This window comes from Pseudomonas sp. NFPP12 (genome assembly GCF_900103205.1).
Classification (GTDB): Bacteria; Pseudomonadota; Gammaproteobacteria; order Pseudomonadales; family Pseudomonadaceae; genus Aquipseudomonas; species Aquipseudomonas protegens.
The window spans coordinates 857892-878022 of the sequence record NZ_FMWW01000003.1; the positions used below are offsets into that span (position 1 = coordinate 857892).

At 50.9% G+C, this 20131-nt stretch carries 15 protein-coding genes; 10 read left to right on the forward strand and 5 right to left on the reverse strand.

Going from position 1 to position 20131, the window contains the following annotated elements; translation table 11 throughout:
* Positions 1 to 586 precede the first annotated feature (586 nt).
* Entirely contained in the window at positions 587 to 1975 is a 1389-nt protein-coding gene (locus BLS75_RS16710) for a hypothetical protein (protein WP_176876750.1), read from the reverse strand.
* A 198-nt stretch (positions 1976 to 2173) separates the two neighbouring features.
* Between BLS75_RS16710 and BLS75_RS16715 the strand changes: the two genes are divergently transcribed.
* The 5 genes from BLS75_RS16715 to BLS75_RS16735 all read left to right on the forward strand — a co-directional run bounded on the left by BLS75_RS16715 (position 2174) and on the right by BLS75_RS16735 (position 9537).
* Positions 2174 to 3649, forward strand: coding sequence for a hypothetical protein (locus BLS75_RS16715; protein ID WP_072451316.1), 1476 nt, complete (start codon positions 2174 to 2176; stop codon positions 3647 to 3649).
* A 21-nt stretch (positions 3650 to 3670) separates the two neighbouring features.
* Positions 3671 to 5317, forward strand: coding sequence for an acetate and sugar kinases/Hsc70/actin family protein (locus BLS75_RS16720; protein WP_083533715.1), 1647 nt, complete (start codon positions 3671 to 3673; stop codon positions 5315 to 5317).
* A gap of 67 nt (positions 5318 to 5384) precedes the next feature.
* A complete protein-coding gene (locus BLS75_RS16725; protein ID WP_014719972.1) occupies positions 5385 to 6734 on the forward strand; it encodes a hypothetical protein in 1350 nt (449 codons plus the stop codon).
* Entirely contained in the window at positions 6731 to 8632 is a 1902-nt protein-coding gene (locus BLS75_RS16730; protein ID WP_072451317.1) for a DEAD/DEAH box helicase, read from the forward strand. Before BLS75_RS16725 ends, BLS75_RS16730 begins: the two co-directional genes overlap by 4 nt.
* A 602-nt stretch (positions 8633 to 9234) precedes the next feature.
* Positions 9235 to 9537 (forward strand): hypothetical protein, encoded by a 303-nt coding sequence (locus BLS75_RS16735; protein WP_072451318.1) that lies wholly within the window; start codon positions 9235 to 9237, stop codon positions 9535 to 9537.
* 59 nt (positions 9538 to 9596) lie between these two features.
* Here the strand turns inward: BLS75_RS16735 and BLS75_RS16740 are convergent, their stop codons facing one another.
* A complete protein-coding gene (locus tag BLS75_RS16740; RefSeq protein WP_143031432.1) occupies positions 9597 to 11318 on the reverse strand; it encodes a DGQHR domain-containing protein in 1722 nt (573 codons plus the stop codon).
* Between the two features lie 42 nt (positions 11319 to 11360).
* The gene (locus tag BLS75_RS16745) at positions 11361 to 12626 is read right to left on the reverse strand and encodes a DNA-methyltransferase (protein ID WP_072451320.1); all 1266 of its coding nucleotides are present in this window, start codon (positions 12624 to 12626) and stop codon (positions 11361 to 11363) included.
* A gap of 1065 nt (positions 12627 to 13691) precedes the next feature.
* Between BLS75_RS16745 and BLS75_RS16750 the strand changes: the two genes are divergently transcribed.
* Complete coding sequence (locus tag BLS75_RS16750; RefSeq protein ID WP_030128116.1) at positions 13692 to 13997, forward strand: hypothetical protein; 306 nt, start codon at positions 13692 to 13694, stop codon at positions 13995 to 13997.
* A 1246-nt stretch (positions 13998 to 15243) separates the two neighbouring features.
* Here the strand turns inward: BLS75_RS16750 and BLS75_RS16755 are convergent.
* Positions 15244 to 16098 carry a helix-turn-helix domain-containing protein gene (locus tag BLS75_RS16755; protein ID WP_072451321.1) on the reverse strand — a complete coding sequence of 285 codons (855 nt, stop codon included), beginning with the start codon at positions 16096 to 16098 and terminating at the stop codon, positions 15244 to 15246.
* 156 nt (positions 16099 to 16254) lie between these two features.
* On the opposite strand from BLS75_RS16755, the gene BLS75_RS16760 reads away from it, so the two are divergent.
* Positions 16255 to 16803, forward strand: coding sequence for a GNAT family N-acetyltransferase (locus tag BLS75_RS16760; protein ID WP_011059171.1), 549 nt, complete (start codon positions 16255 to 16257; stop codon positions 16801 to 16803).
* 293 nt (positions 16804 to 17096) lie between these two features.
* Positions 17097 to 17534: a GNAT family N-acetyltransferase gene (locus BLS75_RS16765; protein ID WP_065364642.1), complete on the forward strand. Its 438-nt coding sequence runs from the start codon at positions 17097 to 17099 to the stop codon at positions 17532 to 17534.
* Positions 17535 to 17703: 169 nt separating this feature from the next.
* On the opposite strand, the gene BLS75_RS16770 is transcribed toward BLS75_RS16765, so the two are convergent.
* The gene (locus BLS75_RS16770; RefSeq protein WP_072451322.1) at positions 17704 to 18333 is read right to left on the reverse strand and encodes a helix-turn-helix domain-containing protein; all 630 of its coding nucleotides are present in this window, start codon (positions 18331 to 18333) and stop codon (positions 17704 to 17706) included.
* Positions 18334 to 18498: 165 nt separating this feature from the next.
* Between BLS75_RS16770 and BLS75_RS16775 the strand changes: the two genes are divergently transcribed.
* Both BLS75_RS16775 and BLS75_RS16780 read left to right on the forward strand, forming a co-directional pair.
* Entirely contained in the window at positions 18499 to 19635 is a 1137-nt protein-coding gene (locus tag BLS75_RS16775; RefSeq protein ID WP_072451323.1) for an NAD(P)/FAD-dependent oxidoreductase, read from the forward strand.
* 26 nt (positions 19636 to 19661) lie between these two features.
* Complete coding sequence (locus BLS75_RS16780; protein WP_015634090.1) at positions 19662 to 20039, forward strand: RidA family protein; 378 nt, start codon at positions 19662 to 19664, stop codon at positions 20037 to 20039.
* Positions 20040 to 20131: the final 92 nt, after the last annotated feature.

Here is a 20131-nt window from a genome sequence, read left to right on the forward strand (position 1 = left end):
TTACTAGAGATAGAGGACAATTGCTGACGGGAACTGAAGGCGCGGCGCTAATTAGACATGGGATGAGAACGTGGAACGCGGTGGCCCTGAGCAAATCAGTTGAACCCTCCGATCAGCGCGATCAAAGATCGCTTGATCGGAGGGTTTGGCGGGAAAAGCAAAATCCTAAACTTCAATAGTGCCTCAAGTATCAATGCCGGTTGATTGGGAAGAAGAAGCCTCACGCAGCATGATCAGCGTCTGCTGCAGCCGCAGTAAAAAACCGGCCTCGAACGCTTCTTGGGGATCCTCCGGGCGATGACGTTATCGGTTCTGCGCCAGGGCTCACCATAACGGTAGTGACGAGCATCGAGCTAAACCTCAGCACAATGAACGCCGTCCGCAATCATTGGGCCAAACTCGTTGCCCCAGGGCGTTCACATACCCGGACAACCTTTAGCGGAAGGCACTGCATAGTACTCAGTGATCGGCTGCAGACCTCGGTGGCGACGGACAGAATTCGGCCATTAGCTGAAGCTCGACCTACGACGCCAACCGGCCAAAAGACTGAGGCTGATAACTGTCTACGAAACCAGGAACGATTCACTTACTTTTTTGTTTCGTGGGCGATGAGCAGGGCACGACCAGTTGTGTAAAAGCTTTCTATTAAGCTCTTGATCATGGACGTACCAGTCCCCTGAGTCCCAATCCACCCCGCATGAACCAACGAGGAAAACTCAGTGTTGGTCAGGTACCTTGGGGCATTCTCGAAGGTGATCTGGCTTCCCCCTCGAGGACCTTTGGGGCCGGCAGTGCTGATCAAGAAGTTCATGTACTCTCGTGAGAGATACATCCCCTTTATAAGCTCGCCAGAAGCTGGCATCAGTCCCGTGTTGGGCACCATCTTCACCATGAAACCGTCGTCGCTTAGTCTATGGGCTTCATGAGACGCCAACGGGGCCGTATTTTTGGCCACATCCCTGAACGTATCCATTCGTGCCAACTCTTCCGAAAGTTGCCCATCGGGTCGGTAGACCATCACGCCGCCTTCGTCCTTCATGATCTTGTATTGAACGAGTACGAATAGGTCAAACAGCTCGTTGTAATAAATCAGGTCAACACCTAGCGTATGCTCGAGCGCATTCCGATTAGCGTAAATAACGGAAAGCTTTCGGCCTCCTTGCTCAAAGACCGAGATACCTCCGGCATGAACAGGCGCATCGCCTGGCCATGTGAAAAGATCGTGCTGGATCGCAGATTCTTCCTGAATATACCGGGTCGAAATTCCACTGAGGAACGACGGACTAGACGTGGGCAATGCCAACAAAATTGCCGACTGGTTTTCCTCGTCAAGATCAGACACCGCCTCGGCAGGCGGGGCCCACTCGCTGAGTACGCGATTTCGAAGCTTGTTGCTACCCGAGAAGATATCCAACGATATACCCAGCGCCTCTCGCTCCTGAATCTGGATCTCGGCGACGCTGCCATGAAAACGCATACCCGAAAACCGTTGCAGGGAAAGGATTCGCTCTATTTCTGGTACAAGGTGAGGCCGTAGCTCTTTCACGACGTCGATTGCTGCCCCCCACGTTTTGGGCGGTATCGCCCCACCGATGCCTTGGGAAGCCTTAATGAAATATCGATGTACGACCGTGGGTAAAACAGCTTCGATCTCTGAAATTCTTATCGACTCAAGATCCAGTACCGATGAAAACTCCACACGACTTTTCGAGGTGACAACCTGATTACCCTTTTTGGCCAGACATATGTAATCAATGGTGGCTTCCGAAAACGAAAGCAGCGCGGTGCTGAATTGGCCAACGTCCCAGTCAGTCACACTCAGCGCATCGGAGAATGATTCAAAGCCTTCTCCGATTTTCCATTTGATTACATCCGCCCGACGCGACTCATCGAAGCGAACCAGCAATCCGGTATTTTTTCGTGTCATTGAGAAACCATTAGCAGTTGGACTCATACGGAGCAGAGCGTCTTCCATGATTGCGCGACGCAGCCTTCCCTACCCTACCGCACAAAACTGCAATATTCGATCTCTGTAATGGCGCATTGCCTCTGACCTTTGTATGCTCAGACGAGCATCACCCGTGCCCGGTCCAGAACATGCGGTACACCAATTAGAAGCTAGCACTACTGCTGACTCCCGAAAGCTTGTTATTGACATGGCAATGAGGTCGCGATGGATCGTGAGGAAAAGAACACCAAGAGCCAAACGAATGTGCGGTTGAATGAGATCGGCACCGCGCGATCCCTAATCGAACTGGACAACGTCTTAACCCAGAGCATGGCGCGGCAACAGATACAGGCCATGATCAAAGAGGGAGGGCTGGACCTCATTCTGCAGAAAGTTGAACAGCTCGCTAAAACTGAAGATGAAAGCCCGGAATCCGGTCTCCTTGTTCTGGCGTTACTCGGCAGACTTTCAGCTGTTGCCCGCGGCCGCGAGAGCAGTATCTTCAAGATGCTGGCAAGCACCATCCATGCAGCCACACTTCCTGCCCTTGAGTCATCCACCCTGGACGGCGATGGCAAGTTCTACGCAGCACACAGCCTCGCGCAACTTCGCACCTCTGATCGGGCAGACTATGTACTGGCCGAATCCGTTGCCCTGGAGACTGCTGAAAAGGCACGCAAGCAGCTCATCGAACTGGTGCTCAACAGCCATTCAACAGCAGCAAAAGCTCTAACGGCACACACCACCGCACTCGATAGCCTTATGGAAATTGCAAACTCGGAGTCGAGACTTCGCAAAGCCCGAAGGATCAGTTCCGGCTGGGTTGAGGTGATGCGTAGCAGAAGCTTCGAACTGGGCGACCAGCCCGGTGAAGCATTAGCCAAATGGATAAGTGCCCTTCTTATCGGTGACCTGAGAGAAGTCGAAGAGTCACTGCTGTTCAACATCGTCGATGACGGCGTAGACATCCTGCTCAGAATTATCGAGCTGCGCTTTTCTCACGCCATGCTAGCTGATACCTACCAACTACTGCCGCGTGCAAAAGCATTGCTGGGCCGCGCGCGCTGGATCCACTACCTGTCCTCATCCAGGATGCGCCCGGCATTGAACATGTGCTTGCGAGAAGCTGCTCTGGTCCTCGCCGGCCAAGGTAAAACCGACAGTACGCTTTTGGATCTGATCCACACGATGTACCAGTCGAAAGCTCAAATGCTCAAAGAGCTAACCAACCACTTTGGAGAAGCCTTAGAGCTGGACCCGGATGTACGCCAATGGTGGATCACCGGTGGCTCGGTCAGTAGCAGTCGCCGGACAGTTCACAAGGTCGGCAATACCGAAGACCAGATGATTGGTGAACTGCTCATTGAAGTCTTAAACACTGAACCTTCAATGCACGCATTGAGGCGCACTGTTGCGCCCATGTTGGAAATCTCTGACCCAGTTACTGCTTCCAATGTCATCAGCGCCGCCGCCGGCTACGCCGAAATCGCGCAAACGGCGTTGCTATTGGCGCGCATGCGAAAGCTAAAAAAGACTGAATTGAAGGGAATGGTTGTCGAATTCAATCCTTTGCAGCATGAGCTCCTCAGCGACACCAGCCAAGGGGTAAGAGAAGTGCGCGTGGTTCGTGACGGCGTGCAGAAAGATTTTGGTGGAAGCATCAAAACGCTAGTAAAGCCCAGGGTCGAGCCATTGGCCTAATCAACAGGAAGGGGAACATCGATGGACCGGATCGAAGCTAAGATTCTCATCAACAATCTATTAAAGCGCATCAAACAGATAGATGCTGAGCAGTATGAATTACCTGGAGTTTTAACGACCGGCGAACTCGACGCCCTCAATCTAGCACTGGCAGTTCTTGGAGGGGCAACTTCTCCTACTTTAAAACTTACGGCAACTCCTCCGCCTGCTGCTACTGTTTCCTCACCGCCTTCCATCGTCCTCAACCTCAGTATCTTCGAACTCCCACAACCCTCCCTCAAAGAGCGTCTTTGCCTCGATTTCGGCACGGCCATGTCCAAGGCAGCCCTTGTCTTGAGCGGCATAGACGAAGATGACGTCGAGGAAATTCATGTTCTTGAGCTGGGGAAACCTGGAGACCAGCGCGAAGTCAGCGACACCATGCTCATATCCTCTTTGTACATTGATAACAGCGGACTGATCTGGTTTGGGAAGAAAGCACTGGATCGCTCGTTAGTTGAAGGTGGTAACGGCGAAAGAATGCGCATCGACAACGTGAAACGATTTTTGTCTGAGCGCGCAATGCAGACGGATGTATCTGCAATCTACAACCCCACTCAGACACAACTGAAGATGGGAGACCTATTACTGGCATATCTGATGTTCATGACCTGGGCTGCCAACTCGGACGCTGCAAAATATGGTGCTCCCAGAAACATCAAACGCCGCTTCGCGATGCCTTGTTTCAGCGCTGAACAAAGTCGAGAGGTTGAGGGGACGCTTCGAACACTGCTGGGACAGGCTCAGGTTCTGGCCGACACCTTCGGGGATTCGCTGCATCAGGGGCTTCGCGTAGAAGACTTCGAGGAGGCTACGAAACAGCTTCGCTCGGTATCTCGCCAGTACGACTTCGTAACCGAAGCCCTCACTGAACCCTTGGGCGTTGCGAACGCGATATTGAGCACCGACAGCAATACCCGACGCCTTACCCTTATCGTTGACGTCGGAGCTGGCACGAGCGACGTGAGTCTGTATCGGTTGCATGTGGACTCTGACAGCGGAGTACGCCAGGCCTTGGAAGCCAAAGGCGCTGCCAGGGGAATTCCGCTGGCAGGCAACCATCTTGATCGAGCCCTTACTGAGCTGATCCTTAGAAAGGCAGGCGTGGGTTCAGACAATCCGCGGAACGTAAATATACGCAGCAACCTAGCGCTGAATATCCGCGACTACAAAGAGGCGCTGTTCATCGGTGAAACCCTCACCGTCAGATTACTGGATGGTCAGGTCGTTGATATCGAAATCAATGAGCTCATTGAGCTGGCAGCAGTCCAAACATTCCGAAATGAACTAAGACAATGCCTGGTGGACACGCTCGAAACAGTCGATGAGAGCTGGGTCGGTGTTGCCAGCAGAGAAGGCTTAGCCGTCATTCTCACTGGTGGGGGATCGAAACTGGCAATGGTTCAGGAGCTCACCTCCGGCCAACTTGAGGTCAAAGGAAGGACCATTCGCCTGCTGCCAACCGCCGCCTTTCCGGATTGGCTGAGAAGAGAATATCCCGCTCTAGAGGATGACTTCCCTCGAATTGCCGTCTCTCTCGGAGGAGGCCGTGAATCGCTAATTCATCATCAACTGGCGCAAGTCACCGCTGGTGATGTCCTCAGTGCTCCGGTGCTCGATAGATTCTGATTGAACCCGGGCAGCACTGAGTAGCTTCAACGAAGCAATCAATTGAAAGGCGGTATCAGGAAATCACATGGAAACGACTCAATACACGTTGCATGTCACAGCTCTGGAAGAGCGGCGCTTGGCGATAGCGCAACGAATCACAGAAGCGCTTGTTCGCAATAACGTGCGAAAAGAGTACAAATTCAGAAACGGCAACGAAGATTTACCAGTCATATCATTGCCTGAAGACTTTCTGATTTACCGCCTGGAGAACTATCGTACTCGCGATACCCAGTTGAGCTTGATCGCTGCCGGTGAGCAGGAAGTAGGATTTTTCGAACCTGCAAGACGGGAAGACCCATCAGTCCAAGCAAGGCAGCATCGGATCCTCTACCAGCAAGCGCAAACCGGAAGCGGCGAATCCGTAACCCCGATTCACTCAGAGTTGGGGCGAGTCGGAATTCAAACTGAAGATCTCATTATTTCATCTGACGGCATCGTGGTTAATGGCAACAGGCGCCTCAGCGCTATGCGCGAACTATGGACCAGCGATCCTGCGAAATTCGCGACGTTTCAAGAAATAAAATGTTCGGTTCTCCCGACGTCTGCCAGCCCAACAGAAATCCTCAAGCTGGAAATCGGGCTGCAAATGCAACCCGAAACAAAGCTACCTTACGAATGGACGGCTTTAGGTCGAGCCGTACGGGATTTGCGAGAATCACTGATACCCGACGATGAAATCGCAAACCTGATGAATCGCGACAGATCCGACATCGTCCGAGCAGCAAAGATGATCGACAACGCCGACCTGTACTTGGACGAGTGGCTTTCCAGGCCTCAGAGTTACGACCAATTAGGAGAAACCGAACAGGCATTCAAACAAATCGCATTAAAAAACAACGTCAAAGGAGATGACTCCGGCGTTCGGGATATCACCCGGCAATTCGACTTCTTGCTGATTGAGCAACGTAAAGACCTCACGGACCGGGCGTACGTTTTTATAAACGCAATCGAGCAGAATGCTGAACTCTTTCTAGAGAACCTGGCCAATGCTCTCGAGATTGAGTTGCCGGCGGCTGAGCCAAGAAAGCCTTCCCAAATCAAGATTTCGTTTGAACCGTCTGGACCAGCTGCAAAAAGCTATGAGCCGCTCGTGGATTATCTGCACGCTCAAAGAGAAAGCGTTGAGGCTGTGAAAAAACTGACTGCCACGATCCAACAAGTGAGCTTGATTGCAGCAGAGCAGGGCAAAAAGAAAGAGGCAGCCGCACTCGACTTCGCGATTCAGGCAGAGAAAAAGCTTGCTGCTGTAGATATACAAACGGCTGGGCCAGCCACGCACGAAGACCTAAGAAGCTGCCTGGAGCGCTGCATCAGCCGCAGCGAAATGCTGTTGACGGAGCTGTCTGATCGCCAAGCTCAAGGAAGAAGCAAATGACCCCAACCATCGTTCTTTCATACGAAGAACGTTCGTCTGCTGGAGTTTTCACGCGAGGAGCTGGCGTCAGCGATAACATCTGGATTCGTATGAAGCAGTACGCTCAAGACGCAGAATCCGCGCCACGCATTTCCTCTCACCGACTTGAACTTACTTGGCCGGCGGCTTTGAATGTGCTGCGCGAGTCTTCGTCACTACAGCACAAACACAATTTCATATTCGACGTTGACGAAAGCTCGGCCGAGCGGATTCAACGTTTTATGGAACAGTTTGCGAGCGTAAGTAGCGTTTCAGGCTCGATCGCTTTGCAGATGCCAGAAACGGATATCCTTACGCGCTTGGAAGCTGCTGGCTGGCAAATGGATAGCCATCAGTTGAAGGACTACCAGCTGACAAACTTGCGGCACCTCCTGTCACTGGCAAATGGAGCCAACTTCTCAGTTCCCGGGGCTGGCAAAACTACTGTCACCTTTGCACTACATCTACTTTCACGCGAAAAGATCGACGCGCTCATTGTCGTTGCGCCGAATAATGCCTTTCCAGCTTGGGAAGGTGTGGTAGATGAGTGCCTCTACTCTTCTGCCTCTCAGGACCTACGCGCTGATTTTGTTCCCCTGACTGGAGGAGAAAACAAGATTGCATCGCTCCTGGCGTCGGGTTCACGCCGCTTCATAATCTCTTATGAGCAACTCGTTCGGGTTGATCAACACATCAGCAATTTCATGGCGACGAACAAGGTGCATCTGATCCTGGATGAATCACATCGCATGAAATCTGGTCACTCCAGCCAGCGAGGCTCAGTCCTGCTTCGCATGGGTTACCTCGCTGTAAGGCGTGACATCTTGTCAGGTACCCCGATGCCTCAGGGTCGGCAGGACATCGCCTCACAACTCGATTTTTTATGGCCTGGCCATGGTTACGGATCAAAAATTTCTGCAGGCCATGAGCCACGCGACCTGATTGGTGACATCTACGTCCGCACCACAAAGAAAGACTTACAACTACCCAAGCGCACCATAAAGACCGTACCCGTCACATTGACCGATGCGCATCTGGCGCTTTACAGCATATTGAAAAGCGATTTGACCGCCCGCTCCAGTGAGCTTCGAAGCGGTAAAGGCGGTGTGGCACTGATCAACGCTCGTAAATGCGTTATGCGCATACTGCAAGCAGCCACAAACCCCCTTCTTGTGATACCTCACCTGCAGCAGCACCACGAAACAGGTGAGAACGCGGCAATCTTGGAGGCCGTTAAATCAGAAGGGCCTTCAGCAAGGATACATAAGACGGTAGCGCTCGCGCAGGAACTCATAGCAGCGGGCAAAAAAGTCCTTATCTGGACTATTTTCACAGAAACCCTTCACCAGCTTGCACACGCGCTAGCCGGCTACAACCCGGCCACTATTCACGGTGCCGTTTTACTGGGCGATGTTTCCGACACTGCATCCAGGCAAGGCCAGCTTAAACGCTTCAAGGATGACCCAAATTGCCACGTGATGATCGCAAACCCTGCGGCGGCATCTGAAGGCATCAGCCTACATACGCACTGCCACGATGCGATCTACGTAGATCGCAGTTATAACGCAACGCACTATCTTCAATCCATCGACAGGATTCATCGACTTGGCTTGAAGCCAGACGCTGTCACTACGATCTACATCATGCAAAACGCACTTCCTAGAGATGTCGGCTCAATCGATCGAGCGGTGGCCCGTCGGCTGATGACGAAAATTGGAAACATGCAGGAGTTGCTGGATGATCCCGATCTCCAGGAACTCACTCTTGATGAGGAAGAAGCAACCTCGGTAGAAAACTCCATTGATCGCAGGGACATCATAGAGTTGATCGAAGAGATCGAAAGACCGATGACATCTGCTCCAAATGAGCAAACAGATTGACCAGGCAAGTTTGGTAGCGGCGTTCCTGCGAATGCTAAAAAGACAGGGGTGGCTCATGGCCCCCCGATTCTTTGTACCTGCCTCGTTGAACCATCAAACGCGGCTTTGTCGCTCAGGCCAAAGATCAGGGCGCCTGGTGAAGGCTGAACGCTCATCCGGCTTGATCACCTCAGTATCAGCGCCAACACAGTAAAACATCCAGCGATAAAAACCTGACGCATTTCGCCCATTACTTGCTCTAACTTATAACGCGCGGTCTTAACCTTGTGTTAACAATTAATTCCTTACTCGCGGTCAAACTTATAAATAACGAGCGGAAAAAGATCTGTATATTTAATTGAGATCACTCTGCCAGACAAAGAAGAACCATCTACGCAATACTACTTGACGGAAAATATAAACCCAGAAAGAGCTCAACCATAATTTTAATAAATCCGATACCGACTAAAATAAAATAAAGAAAATAACAATGTAGACCCTCCGAAAACTATAATCCGTACAGAAAATTCACAGAGCAACACACAAGAGTGCATTTGACTACATACGGACACCAATATACAATAAATTGCACCCATCATTCAAAACACCATGAGCTCAGCTTAATGAAACTATTAAATACTTATGAAGACCATGATGACGCAAAACACGCCGAAGGTCTGCTGAGGGGGCAAAAGCGATTAGCAAGCGAGCGAGACGACACTAGCACCATTTATAACTTATTTGGCATACCCTCATGGAAGAATTTTCATGCTTTAAAAATGTACAATCTTGAAGAACTTCAAAATCTTTTACAAGAGAGAAACACTTGGGGTGAAACCCAACAGAGAAAACACAAAGAAATCATAGAAGCACTCAGCATAATTTCGAAAAACTATGAATTAGCAATACCCCCGCATTGGTTGTAGGAGAAGGCGTAAATACATCCGGACTGGTAACCATTACGCCTGAATCCAGTAATTAAAAGTCAATTAGAAAAAAACTTTTCGTACAAATCAGTTCCCAACTGATTCCAATGGCTAGACCTGTAAGGAGAAAAGTCAAAGTTCTTAACGCCAGTCAACTTACGTCTATACTGATCGAATCCTTGCGCATCACCTTCTTCCAAAATAATCCGAAGGCACTTTATAAATCCGTTAATAGCAGTCGGGGTAAGAATCTTGCTCTCGTGACCTATTTGCCAGCCATCAGGATATGAAGCTTTCACTGCATTTAGAAGGTCATTAATTTGTGCCACGCAATAATCAATATACGCTTCTAATGACAACCTACTTTTTTTCGCCAAAATTTCTGACTTTTTAGCAGCCTCAGGCCAAGCAGTAAACAGTGAATCCCCACCTTCCCATTTCACCAGAGGTTTCAACCCATAACTAACAATGGACGAGATCTTCAGCTTTTTCGCATCATCAAAGACATGCTCCTCCAACTTGTCCTTCAATGCCCCTTTCCGCGCGAGCTTGATTAGTATTGCTTTAGCAACAGCTGTACCTGAGAACGGATTAACTATAAGCTCAATTTCTTGAGTTAAAGCAGACTTAACTTTAGTTTGCCGACTATTTATCTCTAGAAATAGCTTAGCTTCAAAAAGCGTTTTATCTTCCTCTGATACACTCGCCGGATAAATAATGCCGGTAACTAATAAATTCTGTTTAACTCTCAGACGCCCAATTTGAGGCTCATAGCTGTCGACACCCTCATGATAGGAGTAAATTCTATGCTGGCCATCAATCAGACCTACAACGTTATATTCATCCGGCAATGATATGCTTACAGGCTTCACATTCAGCTGATCATTAGACGCTAGCTGATTGGCTGTTTTAATATCATTTATTTTGGTCGACGAGGGCAAAGTGGCGATTATATTACCCAAATAAACTCTTCGATTTTCTGAAAGATACTGCCTCATAGATCTTATTTTTGGCATATCTAAAATTCGCTGATAGGACAAATTAGGTTCAACCCAACCATTTTTGCGCAACACAAAGCTTTTTTTCAAAAGTGACGCAGGATCCGCATAGAATGAAACAACTTTGTATCCATCCGGATAACTACTGTTAGCTTCAGGCAGTAAAAAACCCTGAAAAGAACTTAGCGCACCAGAGCTGCCACCTGATAACTTAGCAGCACCCAGATCTTTGTAATCAACTTTGAGAAATTTTAGGATTTCATATTTCGCGGAAACAGAAACATTTTTGACAAGAGCATGGAAATAATTCGTCAGCGCTCTCTCCACGACTTGAACACCTATACGCGCCGCACTTTCAACGTACTCGGACTCAACTGAATGCATACTGAAGTATACAATTCTAAGTTCATAGTCAACTGGCTCATAAGGCTGAGACGTAAAATACTTGTCAAAATCAGGAAGATTTTGCTTAAGACACTCTACAAAATCTACTTTATTTTTCAGGGCTAAATCGAACACTATTTGTTTTTTTGCTATATGGGGCCCTGGCGTTGCAATACATGTATCCTCAATAACCACCAAGACATTTTCATACACAAAGACCCCATCTAACTCGGTAGTCCTTGATCCTACTGAGGTATGCAAAACAAATTCTTTATTTTCAGAAGAAATGAATTCAAATCCTGACTTAGTAAATATCTCTTTAGCTGAATTACGAAACTTTGACTCATCTCTTTTTTTCTTAGCCAATGCCCGAACTACAATCTTTTCCGCCGCAGTCAATTTTTTGCGTACTTTTTTTTGTCGCTCCTGGCTTGGCCACTTTCATCGAACACTCCTATAAATTTCTTCATTAATATTCAATGCAATCGAACTGAATATAAATTCATCCTTGCGAATTTGGCTCTTCACATCGGTTTTTTTGTATTGATGTGTATTGCTTGCGGTATAAGTGTACATTTCGGACGTCGGCAGAATATCAACAAAGTCTTTCAAATCAACTAATTGTTCAAAGTCAGCACAAATACCAAACTTTGATAAAGGTGGGTGTGAAATAATTTCTTTAACCGAACTTAAAAACCAATCCTCTGATACGGCCTTATCAGTTAAAAAGATATACTTTGCTGAAACAATGTCATATTTACCACGAACAGGACGACTGAGGGGTTCAACCCAAATTTTATCGACAATGATCCCCACAGACTTTAACTTTCTGGCAAGCAACCTTGCAAACTTTAGAACTCTCAACTGAATAATGGTTTCTCTAAAGACATCAGCGTCTATGGATACCTTCGAGGCCAAGTATGCGGCTGAACGCTGCTCTATATTATCGGAAAGATACGATTTAAACATATCCAGATAATCAGGATTCAATTCAAACCCAAAGTATTTTCTTGCCATGAACGCGGCTTGCGCAGGTACGGTACCCGACCCTGAAAATGGGTCGAAAACAGTATCCCCCTCATCAGTCGTGAGTGTCAAAATCCTCTTGACGAGATCCTCCGGAAGAGGACAGAAATGTTTAATATATCCCTCCCCCCAAGCCCCCTGAGTGGGAATACTAAACTCCCATATTTCCTCAAGAGCTTTCCCATGTGGGCTATAGCGCTCAGGATAACGCACCCACCATTCCTTCAAGTCTTTTATTTCTCTTGCTCGTTCAGAGTAATACTTAAAGTCTTGCCCCTTAGAGAAGAAGAGTACATATTCAAATATTTTTCTAGTGGCGCCCTTTTTACTCCACGGGACAGTCTTATCTTTTTTCCAAATAATAACGTCTTGAAGCTTCCAGCCTACCGAACTGATCTCTCTAGCGAAATCGAACGGGAGAGTAACGACTGCACCATCACGTTTAAAGGAGTCGATGACCACCCAAAGAGAACCTGTCTCTTTAGTAACGTGATAGACATCCTTGAATATCTTCCTTAGATCCGCCAGATAATTATCATACGTCTGACCAAATCCAATTTGCCCAGAATGGCCATAATCCTTCATATCAAAATATGGTGGCGATGTAACCGTAACGTCAACAGAGTTCTTCTTTACTCTTTTTCTTAAGTTTCGCGCGTCATCTAAAAAAACTTCGGACATCTTTTATTCTCTGGCGCTACCGCCATTCGGTAAATATTTTCATTATATACTCCTCCTTTGCAATTTTCCAGCACAACCTAACAGAAATATATTCATTAAAAACCAGATACAGCGGAAAAATTAACGAACATTTTAAAAGCTCGGCTTAAACAATATTGAAAATACATTCCGCTATTTTGTCTGCTCACGCAGCGCTAAAAACACGAGCCCGATATCTACCCTTCAGCTTTAAAATTAGAAGAAATTAAAACCCAACCCCTATATCTTGAAGAGGCATGCAAATATGGATTAGAAAGCTCCGCTGCCGCTAACTTTGCTATAGTACCGGAACCAGCCGCAGATTTACGGCATGATCACTCATTTCCGTCTGCAACCACAGCCCGACTGGATCAGTTTTCAATTACTGCGGGCAGCTATAAGAAGGTGAGTTAAACGACTAAACTGTACGCTATCAAAGCGTATCCATAGTTATCGCACTATTGGGGACTACGCTGACCAGCATCTTTAAATAAAAAATAAGTATCTGCAACCCGTCTCCCGGAGATACGTTTTCTAATACTACCCGAAGAGGCAATGACTGTTTTCTATCTTGAAACTGAGGCAAGTTTTGGCACTTGTCGTCAACGCTTTCACCATTCAGCCGCGCGCTTGGCCACAGTTCGATTACTACTCAAAATGAAGATGACAGGGACATCGATAGACAGAGGAACCAACTCCTATCCGTGGCCGAATCAGATGCGCTCGGCACTATTGCGCCGGTCAAAAGTGGTGTAAGTGCGGACGTCCGTGGAAGATCTGGATCAACTAACTATGGATATCACATGGAGACATCCGCCGACGAGCTGCTCTCAATGGCGGAAAAGGTTTGCTTGAGCGGAACACCAACGCCGGAACGGACTACATTCGTGCGCGTGAGATCGAAACGTTGAGGAGGCTCGCAAGCCTGCAATAACGGAATTTTTTATCACATATTCTACAAAGCCTCATTCGGTCGATCGACCATTATTTTGCCGGGCATCGTTCTGCGTGATATCATGCGGCCACTCTCCGAGCATAAGCCACACGATGCAACTCATCGTGCTGCAACCGGCCAGTTGGGTATCTGCCGCCATCCTCCTGGAAATCCCGCGAGAGCGGAAAAAGGAAATGGGCAGAAATAGTCTGAACCTCCCTGCCAGCTGCTTTATGAGACTGGGAGAACAGCAAGGGAGGATTGCCATGGGCATTTCTGAACAAGCTGGTTCAGCAGCTCTACACCTTCGCCTCACGGCGTTAGGCAGCTTCGTCGGGGTGCTTTGCACCTACGGCGCCGCCCCGGTACTCGCTGTTGGACTAGGGCTTATCGCTGCTTTTGTTTTAACAAGGATGTAAAGCTAGGGTGGTCATGGGCGCGAACATGGCCATTCGAACCTTACTCCAAACCCATTCCCCGGCTTCCTGCCGCACGATCTCAATCCTGCGTTAGGTAACGAGTGTTAAGCTTTTCACTCCAAATAGCATTATCTCACCTGCTCCCCTCTCTGCAGTCCACCATCAATGAAAACCTGCTCGATATTTAAGCGGCAACTATTGAGTTTACCATCCAGTCGGTACTGAGATCGCCGACAACGCGCTGGGAGCTGTGGACACACTCTGACGGAAAAAAGAGTTCATCAACTCACATTGGCGTCTTTCATAACGTCTGAACGATCGAGCGTCAGCGAGCTACTGTCCCGAAATCTGCATGGCCTGCACATAGCGCAACAGATCCCTAGATCTAATTTAAAATAACCTTCAGCGCTTTCATAAAACTTCGAGCAGTGATCGGGCCGATTGATCCGGCCATAGGTCGGCTGATCATCTCGTCTAACAAGGTGATACTACGTTTTTCAGGCCCGACCTCGTTCAAAATAGTCGACCAGATGCTCGTTACTCAGATCGAGGGGCCCACCTCATCTTGGACAGGAAGCGAATGAGCAAAGCAAGGTTTTCACATTGAATACAAGCGGCGGATCAACGGAGCGCTATTTCATGCGGTATTCCAAATGGTATTCCAATCAAGATAAGAAATTAGTATTACTTATAATTATCAAAGAGATAAAAGACCAGTTCAGATTACCCCGGCCCACCAACTCAACAAGAAAAGACGTCCATGGACGTCTTTTTTTGTGCCTGGAATTCAGAAAATGCAGGGCCTTGGCCTCTATTAGTGCCCGCAGACGTCCGACAAAATCCACACGTGCTTGTTTTCGACAGGGTGTTCCAAGCCCTTCAGGGGTAATTTTTGGAATACCGAATGATGTCATGGAATACTAAACCGCCCTGGTTTAGTAGACGCATTCGAGTGACTGCATTTGGCTGACTCCGTTGAAAAAGTCGCCCATGGTTTCTGCAGAAGAAAGTAATGCGCCCGAAGTTGAATTCTTTACGTCGGCAAAGGCTTCCGAACTCAGATTTCAGTTAGTCGTTTGCAAAAAAGGCGTTTTAACCAACCATTATTTAATCCGTTTAGGCAGCCCGACTCTCAACTGAATCTGCCGAATGCTGCTTGCTGTGAAATGCGGCAGCCGACCTAAAGTTAACGCTATATATGTAATCAAAATGTAGTGCGCCTTCCCTCCTCCATTTCGACCGCAGGTCAGTCCTGCTCCTCCTCCTCTCTCTTGTGCTTACGATAACGGGAGAGCGAAATTCCCGTTTGGCGCTTGAAGTAGCGACACAAGTAAGACGCGTCGACGAAGTTCAATTCGTCGGCCACACGGCCAATAGCCAAGTCACTGTATGAAAGAAGAGCCTTGATCTCCAAGGTTACCTGCCGATCGATCAGGCCCTTGGGAGTGTCATTGAAAAACGCTTTGGTCAACTGCGACAGGTAGAACGGCGTGATATTCAGTGCGTCGGCGTAGAACTTCACATCTCTGTGGCGCACACAATGTTTGCCTATCAATTCCCAGAAGCGCCAACTGAGCATTTCCTTCCGGCTGAATCCCCTGTTTTCTATCTGGTTGGCTGGAAGTTGCTCGGCTATTTTCAAAAAGAGGTTCTGCAGCTGATTGCGCAACATGATGCGTTGGTAGGTGGGACAGGTCTGCGCAATGTTCCGCATCTGCGTCACCCAGCCCTCTATCAGCGGCATGTCGTCCTTGGATGGAATGCAATGAGGATGGTCATGCAGAAATACGAACAAGGTATTTGGCAGAGGGTAGGCAACCTCTGCGGCAAAACTTTTCGGCATAAGGCAGAAAAACACCTTGAAGCGGCGCGAGCGACGTTTGAGCAAGGCAATAGTGTCCTCAGCCAGCAGCATCACACCACCGCGCCTAACCGCATGCTCTTTGAAGTTAAGAGTGAAGTGGGCACTACCGCAGAGGCATACCAGCAGCGTCAAGTAAGCGTGGCCGAAGGAGAGCGGTAAACCGAGCCCTTCCGCTAGCGTGGTTTCTCCCATCCGCATCGAGTCGTCAGGAGCGGAAAGTTTCGGAATGTGATGCATAGTGCCCCAGCGCTACAACAAACAAGAGCCAAAATCCTATCACCGCTTGGCGCAGCTGTTTCGAAAAGTACCGAAAAAGCCGAGGTACTGGCGTGTACCGATGATCTGTCTCCCAATACTCTGTCCCGAACGAACCAATCCATTCGGGTACAGGACATGACACTTGAAACAGAACGACTCTTGCTTCGCCCCTGGCAGGCCACAGACGCCGCCGATCTATACGAATATGCCAAAGACGCCCGAGTCGGCCCTATCGCTGGCTGGCCCCCCCATACCAGTGTGGAGAACAGTGCCGACATCATCCGTACGGTCTTCAATCACCCCGAGGTGTACGCGGTCGAACTGAAGGAAAATCGCCGCGCTGTTGGTTGTGTGGGCATTCTCATAGGCAGCAACAGCAATTTTGAAATCAGTGAGCAGGAAGGGGAAATCGCCTACTGGATCGGTGTGCCGTACTGGGGCAAAGGCCTGATTCCGGAAGCCGTGCGTGAAGTGATGCGACACGCCTTTGAAAACCTGAATCTCAAAGCACTTTGGTGTGGTTACTTCGCCAACAACATCCAGTCCTATGCTGCTCAATCCAAGTGTGGCTTTCGCTTTCATCACACGGAAGAAAACAAATACAACCAGTTCCTCCAAGACTATCGGACAGAACACATTAGCCGTATCACCTACCAAGAATGGCTGGACCATACGAAAGAGTAAGGGCACAAACCGAAGATCCCGGTGTACGGCGACCACGACCGACGGACGCAGCCTGGTGACGACGTATACCGCACGAACGCCGCAGAGGAGTTCAAACCTTACTTGGAGCTGCATGGAGAGCTAAGCGGAATCCCCCGCCGCCCCAGCACTGCCGTGAACTGCAACAGCTAGAGTGCGAAGCCTGCCGCAGGACAGCGCCGAACTGTTCGTGGCGCTGCTGGCGAAGGCGCAGGAGGAACTGAATGCCCGTGAAAGTTAATTGAGCCTTATCCACACCCCAGTTCAGGAGACTTATGAAAATCTCACTTACCCAAGTAACGCAAAAAAACTATGAAGCGATTTGTGAACTGGAGGTTACTGAAGAGCAGGAAGACTACGTGGCAAGTAATACCTGGTCGCTCGTTGAGGCTGCGTACAACCCAGGTTACTTCACACGCGCCATCATCGCGGATGGAGAGCCCGTAGGCTTCTTTATGTGGGTGCAAGAGTCAAAAGGTAAAGTTTCTATCTGGCGCTTTATGGTGGACAAAGAACATCAGCAGAAATCCATCGGTAGAGTAGCGCTGGGCCTCGCCCTACATGAAATAAAACAGATCGCGGATTTGGAAGAAATTGAAATCTGCTACAACCCCAACAACATCGTAGCCAAAGGGTTCTACTCCAGTTTCGGGTTTGTCGAGGTTGGTATGGATGCAGACGGCGAAGATATGCTGGCGAGGATCAGGATTTGAACTGCGCCAAATACAATTCGAGCTTTGCACAACAGTTCTAATTACCTTCAACTCCAACCGCTTATGGCTCAAGAGGGTGCAGAGTCTGTTTCTATTGTGCGAAACGTCCAGGTTGAATCTAACCACTTGTACTGGGAATTGTGGATGCCTTGCTCGATGGTGAGGGGCCTCAACGCTCCGACATCACCACCATCACTTCCGCATCCTCATCCCCTTCCGCCAGGTAGATATGGCCAATGCTGCTGTTGAAGTAGGCAGTCTCCTGCGGGCCGATGCTCACGGCCTCCCCGGTCTCGAACTGAATTCGCACACGCCCCGACAGCACCAGGGCAAATTCCTGCCCGGGGTGGCGGATGTAATCCTCGAACTGCTGCAGCTCGCGGGCAAAGATCCGCGCGTACATGGGGGTCATGCTGCGCCCGGGAAAGTCCCCGGCCATGGGGTGGTAGTCGTAGTTGCCGGTGCTGTAGCCGGGGGCGTCGGCAATGGTGGTGCTGACCACGGTCGGTTGCACCTGGGCGCCGCCGGTCTGGATCAGGTTCGGCGCGGGGGTGAACAGCTGGGCAATGTCGACGCCCAGGGCGCGGGCCGCCGCGGCGAGTTTTTCGTAGCTGACCGAGACCTGGGCCAGCTCCATTTTCGACAGGGTCGACAGCGCCACGCCGGAGCGTTCCGAGAGCTGTTTGAGGGTCAGCTTCTGGTTTTTGCGAATGGTCCGCAGGCGGGCGCCGACCTGGGTTCGGTCGATCAGTGGATGGGCATGGGAGCTCGAGGCGGGCTGGGCTCGGTCGGAACTCATTGAGGCTCTCTGTCTGGCAAATAAGGGCAACCGCGACGCTGGCCGGGGCACGTGGCGAAATATTAACCCATGACCCCGGGTTGACTGGAAAATTCTCATATCTTACATTTCTCGTATGTGAGAATTTTGACCCCTGTCATTTCCCAGCGATCCAGGAACCCCGGCATGCACGCGAACCAATGCTTCGACTTCGTCATCATCGGCGCCGGTATTGCCGGTGCATCCCTGGCCTATCGCCTGGCCGGGCAGGCCAGCGTGCTGGTGCTGGAACGTGAATCGCAGCCGGGCTACCACTCCACCGGGCGCTCGGCGGCGATGTTCATGGAGGCCTACGGCACCCCGCAGATCCAGGCCCTGACCCGCGCCAGCCGGGCTTTCTACCAGCGGCCGCCGCAAGGTTTCTGCGAACACCCGTTGATGGAACCCCGTGGCTGTCTGTACGTGGCCAGCGAGGAACAGCTGGACCAATTGCAGCAAACCTACGATGAAACCCGCGCCCGCTCCGCCAATGTGCGCCTGATCACGGCCGAGCAGGCCCGGGCCCTGGTGCCCTGCCTGCGCCCCGAGGCCGTCGCCGGGGCGATGCTGGAAACCGCCGCCCAGGACCTGGACGTGCACGCCCTGCACCAGGGCTTCCTGCGGGCCATGCGCCGGGCCGGTGGGCTGCTGGAGTGCGACATACAGATCGTCGAGGCCAGCCGCGAAGACCGCCACTGGAACCTCAAACTCAGTGATGGCCGCGTACTGCAGGCGCGCAATCTGGTGAACGCTGCCGGCGCCTGGGTCGATGACGTGGCCCAGCTGTGCGGCGTGGCCCCCATCGGCCTGCAACCCTGCCGGCGCAGCGCCTTCACCTTCGACGGCCCACCGGATGAAGACTTCAGCCGCTGGCCGGCGGTGATCGGCATCGACGAAAGCTTCTACTTCAAGCCCGACGCCGGCCAGTTGCTCGGCTCCCCGGCCAATGCCGACCCGGTGCCGCCCCAGGACGTGATGCCCGAAGAGCTGGACATCGCCACCGGCATCTACCACATCGAGAACGTCACCTCCCTGAGCATCCGCCGCCCGCGCCACAGCTGGGCCGGCCTGCGCTCCTTCGTCGCCGACGGCGATCTGGTGGTGGGCTGGGACGACAGCTGCGAAGGCTTTTTCTGGCTCGCCGCCCAGGGCGGCTACGGCATCCAGTCGGCGGCCGGCGTCTCGCAACTGGCCTGCGCCCTGCTGCTGGGGCAACCGGTCCCCGAAGAACTGCTAAGCCAGGGCGTCGATGCCCAGGCCCTGGCCCCCGCTCGCTTGCGTTAACCCACCCAGCCCACGAGGCCCTTGCCATGTCCAATGACATCCAGCGTTATCCCAGCCACCTGCCCTACCCCTTTTCCCGGGCGATCCGGGTCGGCGGCTTTCTGTTCCTCTCCGGCCAGGTGCCCATGAGCGCCGAAGGCGAAGTGGTGCACGGCGACATCCGCGTGCAGACCGAGGCCGCCCTGGCGCGCATCGGCGAGACCCTGGCCGAATGCGGTGCCAGCTTCGACCAGGTGGTGAAGAGCACTGTCTGGCTCACCGACATGCAGCACTTCGCCGGCTTCAACGAGGTCTACCAGCGCCACTTCAAGAACGGTTTCCCGGTGCGTTCCACCGTCAGCGCCCAACTGGCGCTGGGGGTCGATGTCGAGATCGAAGTCCAGGCCTGGGTCGGCGAAAACTGAGTCACCCGCCCCAGCCCTCAAGTGCGATGCCCAGGACCACCACGGCCATGAATGCCGGGGTGGTCCACCCCACATAACAACAAAAAATCGAG